Annotated in this window: 12 protein-coding genes and 1 pseudogene; 3 read left to right on the forward strand and 10 right to left on the reverse strand. The window is 61.0% G+C overall.

Features of this window, described 5'->3' with window-relative positions; genetic code table 11:
- Nucleotides 1-2: 2 nt before the first annotated feature.
- The 3 genes from AC3WN7_RS18835 to AC3WN7_RS18845 are packed head-to-tail and all read right to left on the reverse strand — an operon-like array spanning nucleotide 3 to nucleotide 2,949.
- Nucleotides 3-1,484, reverse strand: a complete 1,482-nt coding sequence (locus AC3WN7_RS18835) for an aldehyde dehydrogenase (RefSeq protein ID WP_102675643.1) — start codon at nucleotides 1,482-1,484, stop codon at nucleotides 3-5.
- Nucleotides 1,481-2,314 carry an alpha/beta fold hydrolase gene (locus AC3WN7_RS18840; RefSeq protein WP_007978706.1) on the reverse strand — a complete coding sequence of 278 codons (834 nt, stop codon included), beginning with the start codon at nucleotides 2,312-2,314 and terminating at the stop codon, nucleotides 1,481-1,483. The genes AC3WN7_RS18835 and AC3WN7_RS18840 overlap by 4 nt, the downstream gene beginning before the upstream one ends.
- 44 nt (nucleotides 2,315-2,358) lie before the next feature.
- Entirely contained in the window at nucleotides 2,359-2,949 is a 591-nt protein-coding gene (locus AC3WN7_RS18845; RefSeq protein WP_007978708.1) for an amino acid synthesis family protein, read from the reverse strand.
- Between the two features lie 516 nt (nucleotides 2,950-3,465).
- Between AC3WN7_RS18845 and AC3WN7_RS18850 the strand changes: the two genes are divergently transcribed.
- On the forward strand, nucleotides 3,466-3,975 hold the full coding sequence (locus tag AC3WN7_RS18850; RefSeq protein WP_256585799.1) for a hypothetical protein: 510 nt from the start codon (nucleotides 3,466-3,468) through the stop codon (nucleotides 3,973-3,975).
- A gap of 128 nt (nucleotides 3,976-4,103) precedes the next feature.
- Here AC3WN7_RS18850 and AC3WN7_RS18855 read toward each other — a convergent pair whose 3' ends face one another.
- The 6 genes and pseudogenes from AC3WN7_RS18855 to AC3WN7_RS18880 all read right to left on the reverse strand — a co-directional run bounded on the left by AC3WN7_RS18855 (nucleotide 4,104) and on the right by AC3WN7_RS18880 (nucleotide 8,071).
- Nucleotides 4,104-4,694 carry a helix-turn-helix domain-containing protein gene (locus AC3WN7_RS18855; RefSeq protein ID WP_162130295.1) on the reverse strand — a complete coding sequence of 197 codons (591 nt, stop codon included), beginning with the start codon at nucleotides 4,692-4,694 and terminating at the stop codon, nucleotides 4,104-4,106.
- A 53-nt stretch (nucleotides 4,695-4,747) separates the two neighbouring features.
- Complete coding sequence (locus AC3WN7_RS18860; protein WP_162831822.1) at nucleotides 4,748-4,909, reverse strand: hypothetical protein; 162 nt, start codon at nucleotides 4,907-4,909, stop codon at nucleotides 4,748-4,750.
- A gap of 72 nt (nucleotides 4,910-4,981) precedes the next feature.
- Nucleotides 4,982-5,395, reverse strand: coding sequence for a hypothetical protein (locus AC3WN7_RS18865; RefSeq protein WP_146022470.1), 414 nt, complete (start codon nucleotides 5,393-5,395; stop codon nucleotides 4,982-4,984).
- 138 nt (nucleotides 5,396-5,533) lie between these two features.
- Nucleotides 5,534-5,776 (reverse strand): annotated as a pseudogene (locus tag AC3WN7_RS18870) (hypothetical protein); the annotation flags it as partial.
- A 263-nt stretch (nucleotides 5,777-6,039) separates the two neighbouring features.
- The gene (locus tag AC3WN7_RS18875) at nucleotides 6,040-6,672 is read right to left on the reverse strand and encodes a response regulator (RefSeq protein WP_095967470.1); all 633 of its coding nucleotides are present in this window, start codon (nucleotides 6,670-6,672) and stop codon (nucleotides 6,040-6,042) included.
- 34 nt (nucleotides 6,673-6,706) lie between these two features.
- Complete coding sequence (locus tag AC3WN7_RS18880; protein WP_095967471.1) at nucleotides 6,707-8,071, reverse strand: cache domain-containing protein; 1,365 nt, start codon at nucleotides 8,069-8,071, stop codon at nucleotides 6,707-6,709.
- A 357-nt stretch (nucleotides 8,072-8,428) separates the two neighbouring features.
- On the opposite strand from AC3WN7_RS18880, the gene AC3WN7_RS18885 reads away from it, so the two are divergent.
- On the forward strand, nucleotides 8,429-10,486 hold the full coding sequence (locus AC3WN7_RS18885; protein ID WP_015095657.1) for a carbon starvation CstA family protein: 2,058 nt from the start codon (nucleotides 8,429-8,431) through the stop codon (nucleotides 10,484-10,486).
- A gap of 14 nt (nucleotides 10,487-10,500) precedes the next feature.
- Nucleotides 10,501-10,698 carry a YbdD/YjiX family protein gene (locus AC3WN7_RS18890; protein ID WP_007976534.1) on the forward strand — a complete coding sequence of 66 codons (198 nt, stop codon included), beginning with the start codon at nucleotides 10,501-10,503 and terminating at the stop codon, nucleotides 10,696-10,698.
- Between the two features lie 115 nt (nucleotides 10,699-10,813).
- Here the strand turns inward: AC3WN7_RS18890 and AC3WN7_RS18895 are convergent, their stop codons facing one another.
- The gene (locus AC3WN7_RS18895; RefSeq protein WP_146022430.1) at nucleotides 10,814-11,026 is read right to left on the reverse strand and encodes a hypothetical protein; all 213 of its coding nucleotides are present in this window, start codon (nucleotides 11,024-11,026) and stop codon (nucleotides 10,814-10,816) included.
- Nucleotides 11,027-11,098 lie beyond the last annotated feature (72 nt).

Here is an 11,098-nt window from a genome sequence, read left to right on the forward strand (position 1 = left end):
TCCTAGCGCATCACGAAGGGATCAGGCATCGGTGCCTGGGACAGGTTGATCCACACCGTTTTCAGCTCGGTGTAGGCCAGCACCGAATCGATGCCGCTTTCGCGTCCATAGCCGCTGTTCTTGAAACCGCCGATCGGCGCCATGGCCGAGACCGCGCGGTAGGTGTTGACCCAGATGATCCCGGAGCGCACGTCCCGGGCCAGGCGGTGGGCACGGCCCAGGTCGCGGGTCCAGATGCCGGCGGCGAGGCCGAACTGCGAGTCGTTGGCGATCGCCAGGGCTTCGGCTTCGTCCTTGAAACGGATGACCGAAGCCACCGGGCCAAAGACTTCTTCCTGCATGATCTTCATCGAGTTGCGGTCGCACTCGAACAGCGTCGGTTCGTAGAACCAGCCGTCGCCCAGATTCTGCGGACGCTTGCCGCCCAGGCGCAGGCGCGCACCTTCGGCAATGGCATCGGCCACCAGGCCTTCGACCACGGCCAGTTGCTGCGCGGTGGCCATCGGGCCCATTTCGCTGCTGTCTTCCTGGGGGTTGCCGATGCGAATGCGCTGGGCGCGTTCCACCAGACGGCCGACGAACTCGTCGTAGATTTCGTCCTGCACCAGCAGGCGCGAACCGGAGACGCAGCTCTGCCCGGAAGCGGCATAAATCCCGGCGATGGCGCCGTTGATCGCGCTGTCGAGGTCGGCGTCGGCGAAGATGATGTTCGGCGATTTGCCGCCCAGTTCCAGCGACAGTTTGGCGAAGTTCTCCGCACTGCTGCGCACCACATGCCGCGCCGTGGCCGCGCCGCCGGTGAAGGCGATCTTGCGCACCAGCGGATGGCGGGTGAGGGCGGCACCGGTGCTTGGGCCATAACCGGTGACGACGTTGACCACCCCCGGCGGAATCCCGGCTTCCAGGGCCAGGCGCGCCAGTTCGAGGATGGTCGCCGAGGCGTGCTCCGACGGCTTGATCACGATGGTGTTGCCCGCCGCGAGGGCCGGAGCGAGTTTGATCGCGGTCAGGTACAGCGGGCTGTTCCACGGGATGATCGCGGCAACCACACCCATGGCTTCGTGCACGGTGTAGGCAAACAGGTCCGGCTTGTCCAGCGGCAGGGTGCCGCCTTCGAGTTTGTCGGCCAGGCCTGCGGTGTAGTGGAAGAACTCCGGCAGATAACCGACCTGGCCACGGGTTTCGCGGATCAGCTTGCCGTTGTCGCGGCTTTCCAGCTGCGCCAGTTGTTCCTTGTTTTCGGCGATCAGGTCGCCCAGGCGTCGCAGCAATTTGCCGCGCGCGGTGGCGGTCAAGCCGCGCCAGGCCGGGCTGTCGAAAGCGGTTTGCGCGGCTTGTACGGCGCGCTCGACATCGGCTTCGTCGGCATCGGGCAATTCGGCCCAAGGTTCGGCCAGCGCCGGGTTGAGGCTTTCGAAGGTCTTGCCGGACAGGGCATCGACCCATTCACCGCCGATGCACATCTGGAAGCGTGCGAGTGTCATGCAACGATCCCCTTGATCTGGTTTTGTTGGGAGTGCGCGGCCTGCAGAAACTCCAGCAACAGCTGGTTGACCAGGCGCGGCGATTCTACGGGCATCATATGCCGTTGCTCGGCGAGCACGGCAACGGTCGCGCCGGGAATGCGTTCGGCCAGTTGTCGGGCCATTTCCGGGGTCGAACCGGGGTCCAGCTCGCCGGTGGCGATCAGCGTCGGCACCCGGATGCTGCCCAGGTCGTCGGCGCGGTACATGTCCTGGGTGGCGAACAGTTCATAGGTGGTCAGGTAACCCTGCGGGTCATTGCCGGCCAGGGTCTGGCGGATCGCGGCGATCTGTGCCGGGTTCGCCGCCTGGTATTCGCGGCTGAACCAGCGCGACAGCGCCGCTTCGGCATTGGCGTCCGGCCCGTGTTCGGCAGCCTGGCTGGTGCGGGCGATGACCCCCGCGCGCTGTTCGGCGCTGCGGTTGAACACACTGTTGAGCACCACCAGGCCTTCCAGGCGTTGCGCGTAGTGCAGGGCAAACGCCCGCGCCACCAGCCCGCCCATGGAAAAGCCGATCACCGTTGCCTTGGGCAATTGCAGGTGGTCGAGCAGCTCCAGCAACTGGTCGGCATAACCGAGCAGCGGTGTGCCACTCTCTGGCCGCGGGCTGGCGCCATGGCCGAGCATGTCGTAGGCGATGACGCGGTACTTCGTGGCCAGGCCAACGATCTGGCCGCCCCACATTTCTTTGTTCAGGCCCACGCCGTGGATCAAGACCACGGGCTGGCCTTGGCCGGTCGCCAGGTAACTGGTGCCAGCCGGGGTGAGTTCAGCGGTGAGCCGAATCATGGAGCGCTCCTGCAATGCCTTCTTGTTGTCGTTCTGCTGGCCGGTTACTGGGCTTTTTCGGCGGCCAGTTCTTCCAGGTCGATGTAGCGGTTGCCGATGCGCGGGTGCAGGCGGCCGCCGTCGGCGCAACCCAGGACCACGACGATTTCGTCGGCACGCGGGGCGTCTTCGATCTGCATTTCCAGGGTGATGTAGTGCGAACGCAGGCCTTCGTCGTCCTTGTGCATCATCGGGATCTGGATCGAAGTACCCGGGCCGCCGCGCTTGTTGGTGAAGCTCAGGTAGCTCTTGGCCTTGACCGCTTCGCGGTAGTGGTTGCCGAAGCGCAGGGTGTGGATCACCGCCGAAGCGTGCTCGATTTCGCCATCGGCACCGACCACCGCAGCCTTGCCGTAAGCCTCGATCTTCTCGGCGCCACCGATGATGCCCACCAGGCGCTCGACCATCAGTGCGCCGAGGTCGGAGCAGTTGGCGCGGATCTGTGGTTTCAGGTCTTCGACGAAACCGTTGCCCAGCCAGGGGTTTTTCATCACCACGGCCAGACCGACCATGGTCACGGGCTTATCGGTGGCTTTGCCGCCTTCAATAAAGGTTTCTTCGACATAGCTGACGATCTTGCGGATTTCGAAACTCATGAGCTGCTCCGTGGAGGTTTTGGGTGTCTGTGCGTCTGATGGTATACCATAATACCGATAGCACAAGTCCCCGAACGGAGTTTCTGGCTGGATGGCGTGCAAAAGTGTGCGCCACCGGTCGCAGCGGACAAACGGCAGGCACGGGGTTGCTTCGGGCTCAGGCCCAACATCGGGAGAGAAAGGCAGCTTAAAGAAGGGGATCAGCGGTGAAGCGGCGTGTCGGTGCACCTGGAGGGAAAGATTGTGGCATCGGTTAGAACGATTATTTCTTTCCGCTATTTATATAGATGCAATCTGCATATCCATAACCGAATAATCAGCGTCATGGTTTTCATCTTGTCCGTGATCGAATCCGATTGTTTGTCACAGCAGAAACAATCGTCCTGCCTGCCTCGTTAAGCCTGCCCTGACATCGACTTTGGCTGTTCGATCGCCAGCTTGTTGCGCTCGGCCGATTCCCTAGAATCGGCCTCCATCAGCTTCGCCCAACTATCCAGTCCTTCAGGGAGCAACACCATGATGAATGCCATGCAGATGCCAATGCCGATGAACGCCACCATGCCAATGATGCCGATGATGGGCATGCCGATGATGATGGCGACCCTGTCCTGCGACATGATGGACGACGGGATGATGTGCAAGATGATGCCGGCCGCTGGCATGGACATGGCCATGTTCAAGAACAGCGCTGAAATGATGCAGATGATGATGAACTGCGGCATGCCGATGATGATGCACTGCGGCAACATGAGCATGATGTGCATGTCCCGGGCGAGCATGGCCATGCCGATGATGAACATGATGATGCCAATGCCGATGATGGGCATGCCGATGCCGTCGATGAAGTGCGTGATGGAATGCACCATGATGGCTGACGGCATGATGTGCAAAATCATGCCGATGGCCGGCATGAACATGGACATGATGAAAAACTGCTGCGAGCTGATGATGAAAATGATGAACGACTGCAGCATGCCGATGATGATGAGCTGCAACGGCATGCCGCTGATGTGCTGCACCTGCTGATCCCTGCACTGTACCTGTAACTGTAGGAGCGAGCTTGCTCGCGATGGACGTCAACGATGACGCGGGTTTTCTGAAAAAACGCGTCAGCCTTCAGCCCATCGCGAGCAAGCTCGCTCCTACAGGTCGTTTCAGTCCAGGCGTTCCGGGTAGGTCACTACAAGATAAGCCACCGCTTCACTGTCGGCGGGGTTGCGATAGCGGTGGGGCTGGTCGGCATAAAACAGGATCGAATCCCCCGTGGACAGCAGGTAACGCTCGTCGTTGACGCTGATTTCCAGCACACCCTGCGCCACCACCAGGTTTTCCTGGACGCCTGGGCCATGGCCCTGTGAATGGTCCTCTCCCAACGGGCTCAGGCGCAGTTCGTAGAATTCCGATTGGCGCGCCACGTCAAAGGGGAACAGGGCGCGGCTGACAAAAGCGCCGTTGGCACTGACCAGGCGTTTGCTCTGGCTCGCCGACAGCACGGCCACACCTTCGAAGGCCCGATGCTCCAGAAACGCAGCCACCGATACTTTCAAGCCTTTGGCGATTTTGCACAGCACCTTGATGGACGGCACACTGCGCCCCGATTCGATTTGCGCCAGCATGGCACGGCTCACGCCGCACTGTCGGGCCAGGGCATCGAGGGACAGATGGCGCTTGCCCCGCAGGCGTAGCAGGTTTTGTGCTACCCGTTCGCAGATCGGGTCCTCTTCAGGGGCATCCGGATTGTTCAGGTCCAGCACAGGCTCGCCCGCGCTTATCAGAAAGCGCGAGGGTTCGTGCGCGTTCACGCCTGACGTGTCTCGGCAGACCGAGACGCCTGAACCCACTGGAATGCCTGAAATCCGGCGTTGCGTGCGTACATCTCCCACATGGCCCGTGCCCGTTGCTGAGCTTGTTTGCGTTTGCGGTAGCTGGCGAAGTCGATGAGGTTGTCAGTCGGATTCATGGGGCACTTCACTGTGGTGATGAATGACGGGATGACTGGAGAGTACGCTTCTACTTTTATAACGATAAATACTTAATTTTTATTTATTAATTCCTTTTTGATCTTTGTGCGGGTGGTTTCAGGTGTCGATGAAGTGTCAATGCAATGCCTGTAGAAGCCGGGCTTGCTGGCGATGGACTCCGGTGCGCCGCGTTTATCCCGTTCACACGCGTTATCGTTAACGACCATCGCTGGCAAGCCAGCTCCCACAAGGGAACGTGCCCACGCTGAAACTACTGTAGGAGCCAGCTTGCTGGCGATGGACTCCAGTGCGCCGCGCTTATCCAGGTCACACGCGTTAACGTTGACGACCATCGCTGGCAAGCCAGCTCCCACAAAGGACCGTGCCCACGCTGAAACTGTAGAAGCCAGCCTGCTGGCGATGGACTTCAGTGCGCCGCGTTTATCCAGTTCACCCGCGTTATCGTTAACGACCATCGCAGGCAAGCCAGCTCCCACAAGGGAACGTGCCCACGCAGAAAATGAAGTGACCTCCAAACCAGTGAAAGCCTGCAAACAAACATGAAAAAACCCGGCTGATCAGGCCGGGTTTTTTGTTGGGCGTTGTGGTGCAGCGATTAGTTATGCTGCACGATTCTGGATCAGACGATCCGAACCACCTTCAGCGACGCGGTTCTGCAGCAGTTTGTCGGAGCCACCTTCAGCGACGCGGTTCTCCATCAACTTGTCGGAGCCATCGGCGGCGACGCGGTTTTCGATCAGACGATCCGAGCCGCCTTCAGCGACCACAGGTTGAGCAGAGTTTGCGGCGAAAGCGTTAACTGCGAAAACCGAGAAAGCGATGCTGAGGAGGGTCTGGCGTTTCATGATCGTGTGCTCCGGGGTGCTTATGGGTGGGTATGGAGCAGATGTTACGCCGTGGATTTTTTAAGAGAACTTCATTGAATCAATGGTGACTATCGATGCAGTCAATGGATGATTCGGTGCCCCCCCTTGTGGGAGCGGGCTTGCTCCGGGCGGCGTTCCGACGAAGGCGGTGTGTCATTCGATGTTGATGGTGACTGGTACAACGCCTTCGCGAGCAAGCCCGCTCCCACAGGTTTTTGCAGTGGCCACAGTGGGGCGGGGTGTCAGCGGGAAATGAGGCCGTGATCGATGGCGTATTTGACCAGCGCCGCCGGTTTGTCGATGTTGAGCTTGCGCCGGATGCTCAGGCGGTGTGTTTCCACCGTGCGCACGCTGATGTCCAGCTCCCGGGCCATTTCCTTGTTGTTCAGCCCTTGCGCCATCTTCGACAGCACCTGGCTTTCCCTCGGGGTCAGTTCGTTGTCGGTGTTCTTGTCGGCGATCAGCCGTTGGGCGATGTCGGCGCTGTAGAAGGTCCCGCCGCTGGTGATGGCTTCGATGGCGGCGATGATTTCCCGTGACGGGGCGTTTTTCAGCACGTAGCCGCTGGCGCCGGAGCGCACCGATTCACTGACGTATTCGTAACTGTCGTACATGCTCAGCACCAGCACCTTGAGCGACGGGTACTGGCTGCGCAGTACGCGGGTCAGTTCCAGGCCGTTCATGTCCGGCAGGCTGATGTCGACCAGCAGCAGGTCCGGCTGGCAGCGTCCGACCATGTCGATGGCGTCGGCGCCGTTTTCCGCTTCGCCGACCATTTCCAGGGGCGACATCACGGCCAGCAGCGCCTTGATGCCGTCGCGCACCAGGGAGTGATCGTCGACCAGGGCGATGCGGATCGGGGAGGGCAGGTTCATCGCAGCTATTCACTCTTGTAGTGGTGGGGCCGGCTCAGTGTTTTGCGCCAGGCTTCATCGGCAGTCGTACGTCCAGCTCGCTTCTGCCCGGCACCGAGATCAAGTCGAAGCGCCCGCCATAATGTTCGACGCGTTCGCGGATGTTACGCAAGCCAATGCCGGCCTGACGCCGTTCGACCTGGGCGACGTTGAAACCGATGCCGTCATCGACCAGCGTCAGCCGCACGGACTCGTCGCAGCCGCGCAGTGTAATGGACACGTGCTTCGCCTGGGCGTGGCGTTCGATATTGGTCAGGCCTTCCTGGACGATGCGAAACAGCGACACCGCCGCGCCGTCGACCAGTTGGCAGTCGAATTCATTTTCGTCGTAGGTCACGGTCAGCCCGCTGCGTTGCTCGAATTCCGCGGCCAATTGACCGATGGCCGCCGGCAGGCCGAGGGTGTCGAGCAAGGATGAGCGTAGGTCATGGGAGAGGCTGCGCACTTCACCGATGGCATCGCCCAGGCGTTCGGTGGCGTCCTTCAGGGTGTTCAGGCCCTTGTCCTGGGCTTGTCCGCTTTCGAGCAGATGGCTGGCCAGTTCGAACTGGAACTTGATCGAGACCAACACCTGGCTGACGCCGTCGTGCAACTCGCGGGACACCCGGGATCGTTCCTCTTCCTGCAGGCTGACGATGCGCTGGGTCAGGCGCTGCAGTTTCTTGTCCGCCAGGCGATGCTCGCTGACGTTGAGGGTCATGCCGGTGGCGAAGACAAACAGCACCGCGACCAGGGCGACCACGGCAATCGCCATCATGGTCTTGCGGATGCCCATGGCCACTTCGGCACGGGCCTGCTGGGTGGCACGCTCGACGTCCTCGAGGTAGATGCCGGTGCCGAGCATCCAGCCCCAGCGGTCGAGCATCACCACGTAGGCGAGCTTGTCGGTCACCTGGCCGGAGGAGGGCTTGTTCCAGGCGTAGCGTTGAAAGCCTTCGCCCGATTGCGCGCTTTTCAGCAACGCCTGAATCACCGGCAGGCCGTGGGGATCCTTCATGTCCCACAGGTACTGGCCCACCAGGTCCGACTGGCGCGCATGCATCAGGCTGCGGCCTTCGTGGTCGTAGACGAAGAAGTAGCCGTTGATGCCGAAGCTGAGCTTGCGCAGTTCTTCCAGCACTTGCTGCTGGGCACGGGCGTCGCCATGGCCGTCGTCGTACAGCGGGGCGATCAGGCTCTGGGCCATTTCCACGTAGTTTTTCAACTCCGCGCGCTTGCTCGCCAGAATGCTGTCTTCGATGAGTTGCGCCTGTTGATCGCCCAATTGGCGGTTGAGGGAAATCACCAGCGCGCAGATGACGGCAATGGCCAGAACCAGCGGCAGAATCCCGAGGGCGACGATCTTGTGTTTGAGCTGCATGTTGACTCCTGCCCGCGCGAAGGCTGGGGATCATATGCCAAAGAGGCGCTCGGCCTGTAGCGTTGCTGGACGGAATGACGGGTGGCCGGGATGAAATGCAAAACCAGTGTGGGAGCGGGCTTGCTCGCGAAAGCGGTGGGTCAGTTGACATCAATATTGACTGATCCACCGCCTTCGCGAGCAAGCCCGCTCCCACAGGGGATCTATGGCGTCTACGTAGAACTACGTAGACGCCACGTACGTAGTAACGCGGATTTATTTGTGGACGGCATGCGCAGATATTGGGCCAGCTCCGCACCGCGGACACAATTATAAAAATTACCGCCGCAGTCACTGGCTGTCGGCAGGAGACACGCTATGCCCCGTCTGGCTAAACACCTCGCCTGGTTTGCCGTGGCTGTCCTGGGAGCGATTGCGCTGAGTGTCGTGGCCCTGCGCCGCGGCGAAGCGATCAACGCCCTGTGGATCGTAGTCGCAGCCGTCGCCATCTACCTCGTTGCCTACCGCTACTACAGTCTGTTCATCGCCAACAAAGTGATGCAGCTCGATCCCACTCGGGCCACGCCGGCTGTGCTCAATAACGATGGTCTGGACTACGTTCCGACCAACAAACACGTGCTGTTCGGCCACCACTTCGCGGCCATTGCCGGTGCCGGTCCGCTGGTCGGCCCGGTGCTGGCGGCGCAGATGGGCTACCTGCCCGGCACGCTGTGGCTGATCGCTGGCGTGGTGCTGGCCGGTGCCGTGCAGGACTTCATGGTCCTGTTCATGTCCACCCGCCGCAACGGCCGCTCCCTGGGCGACATGGTCCGTGAAGAAATGGGCCGCATCCCCGGCACCATCGCGCTGTTCGGTTGCTTCCTGATCATGATCATCATCCTCGCGGTGCTGGCGCTGATCGTGGTGAAAGCCCTGGCCGAGAGCCCTTGGGGCATTTTCACAGTGATGGCGACCATCCCGATCGCGATGTTCATGGGCATCTACATGCGCTACATCCGCCCGGGCCGCATCGGTGAGATCTCGGTGATCGGCGTGCTGTTGCTGCTCGGCTCGATCTGGCTCGGCGGGCAGATTGCCGCGGATCCGGTGTGGGCCAAGGCCTTTACCTTCACCGGTATCCAGATCACCTGGATGCTGATCGGTTACGGTTTCGTTGCCGCGGTGTTGCCGGTGTGGCTGATCCTGGCACCCCGTGACTACCTGTCGACCTTCCTGAAAATCGGCACCATCGTGGCCCTGGCCATCGGCATCCTGGTGACCATGCCCGAGCTGAAAATGCCGGCCCTGACCCAGTTCATCGATGGCACCGGTCCGGTATGGAAGGGCGGTCTGTTCCCGTTCCTGTTCATCACCATCGCCTGTGGCGCGGTGTCGGGCTTCCACGCGCTGATCTCTTCCGGTACCACGCCGAAGTTGCTCGCCAATGAGGGGCATGCCCGCTACATCGGTTACGGCGGCATGCTGATGGAGTCCTTCGTGGCCATCATGGCCATGGTCGCGGCCTCGGTGATCGATCCGGGCGTGTACTTCGCCATGAACAGCCCGGCGGCCGTGGTGGGCGCCGATGCGGTGGCCGTTGCGCAAACCGTCAGCAGCTGGGGCTTTGCGATCACGCCGGAAGCGTTGCAAGCGGTGGCCCACGACATCGGGGAAACCACCATCCTGGCCCGTGCCGGTGGTGCGCCGACCCTGGCGGTGGGGATCGCGCAGATCCTGCACCAGCTGTTGCCGGGCGAGAACACCATGGCGTTCTGGTACCACTTCGCGATCCTGTTCGAAGCGCTGTTCATCCTGACCGCAGTCGACGCCGGCACCCGTGCCGGGCGCTTCATGCTTCAGGACCTGCTCGGTTCGTTCGTGCCGGCCCTGCGCCGCACCGAATCCTGGACCGCCAACCTGATCGCCACCGCCGGTTGCGTGGCCATGTGGGGTTATCTGCTGTACCAGGGCGTGATCGATCCGCTGGGCGGCATCAACACCTTGTGGCCGCTGTTCGGCATCTCCAACCAGATGCTGGCCGGTATCGCGCTGATGCTCGGCACCGTGGTGCTGATCAAGATGAAGCGCCAGCGTTATGCCTGGGTCACCTTGCTGCCGGCTGTGTGGTTGCTGATCTGCACCACCACCGCCGGCTTCATCAAGCTGTTCGATGCCAACCCGGCGATCGGCTTCCTCGCCCTGGCGAAGAAATACAGCGATGCCCTGGCCAATGGTCAGGTACTGGCCCCGGCCAAGAGCATCGAGCAGATGCAGCACGTGATCTTCAACGCCTACACCAACGCCACGCTGACCGCACTGTTCCTGTTCGTGGTGTTCAGCATCCTGTTCTTCGCGCTCAAGGTCGGTATCGCCGCCTGGGGCAACAAAGAGCGTACGGATAAAGAAGCGCCATTCCAGGCGTTGCCGAATGCATAGGCAAGGAGGGCAGCATGTTCAATGACCTGAGTCGCCTGGGCAAATACCTCGGTCAGGCCGCGCGCCTGATGGTCGGCATGCCCGACTACGACAACTACGTCGAGCACATGCAGACCAAGCACCCGGACAAACCGGTGATGGACTACGAGGCGTTCTTCCGCGAGCGCCAGGAAGCCCGTTACGGCAGTAAAGCCGGACCCAAGTGCTGTTGAGTGAACAATAAAAAACCGGCTGAAAGGCCGGTTTTTTATTGCCTGGAGCAAAGTCTCGAGTGATTGAGGCCGCGCGGCGATCCGAATCGTCGCCGCCCCTGTTGCCCCGGGTCAGTCATGGGGCCTTGTCATTCTTTCGCCCGTGAGGCTGATGATCCGGCTTGGCGATCTTGAGCGCCCGGTCGGCGACCTTGGCGTTATGTACCAGGCGACCGAGCACGGCGACAACGATGATCGCCAGCAATACCCAGATGACAATGGCTTTGAGGTACATGGCGAAACCTCTCGCGGCAAACAATCCTTCCAGTTGCCAACGTTCTTGTAGCAAATGGTGTTAATCCATTGAGGCAGGTGTTGATGATCTTGCATCGCATGACTGATTTGCGCTGTTTATCAGCTA

Source organism: Pseudomonas sp. FW305-70 (assembly GCF_058783925.1).

What these genes read in the sequence shown, in the direction of transcription:
- AC3WN7_RS18835 (WP_102675643.1), bottom strand. Translation starts at nt 1,484, where the DNA reads ATGACACTCGCACGCTTCCAGATGTGCATCGGCGGTGAATGGGTCGAT.
- AC3WN7_RS18840 (WP_007978706.1), bottom strand. Translation starts at nt 2,314, where the DNA reads ATGATTCGGCTCACCGCTGAACTCACCCCGGCTGGCACCAGTTACCTG.
- AC3WN7_RS18845 (WP_007978708.1), bottom strand. Translation starts at nt 2,949, where the DNA reads ATGAGTTTCGAAATCCGCAAGATCGTCAGCTATGTCGAAGAAACCTTT.
- AC3WN7_RS18850 (WP_256585799.1), top strand. Translation starts at nt 3,466, where the DNA reads ATGATGAATGCCATGCAGATGCCAATGCCGATGAACGCCACCATGCCA.
- AC3WN7_RS18860 (WP_162831822.1), bottom strand. Translation starts at nt 4,909, where the DNA reads ATGAATCCGACTGACAACCTCATCGACTTCGCCAGCTACCGCAAACGC.
- AC3WN7_RS18875 (WP_095967470.1), bottom strand. Translation starts at nt 6,672, where the DNA reads ATGAACCTGCCCTCCCCGATCCGCATCGCCCTGGTCGACGATCACTCC.
- AC3WN7_RS18880 (WP_095967471.1), bottom strand. Translation starts at nt 8,071, where the DNA reads ATGCAGCTCAAACACAAGATCGTCGCCCTCGGGATTCTGCCGCTGGTT.
- AC3WN7_RS18885 (WP_015095657.1), top strand. Translation starts at nt 8,429, where the DNA reads ATGCCCCGTCTGGCTAAACACCTCGCCTGGTTTGCCGTGGCTGTCCTG.
- AC3WN7_RS18890 (WP_007976534.1), top strand. Translation starts at nt 10,501, where the DNA reads ATGTTCAATGACCTGAGTCGCCTGGGCAAATACCTCGGTCAGGCCGCG.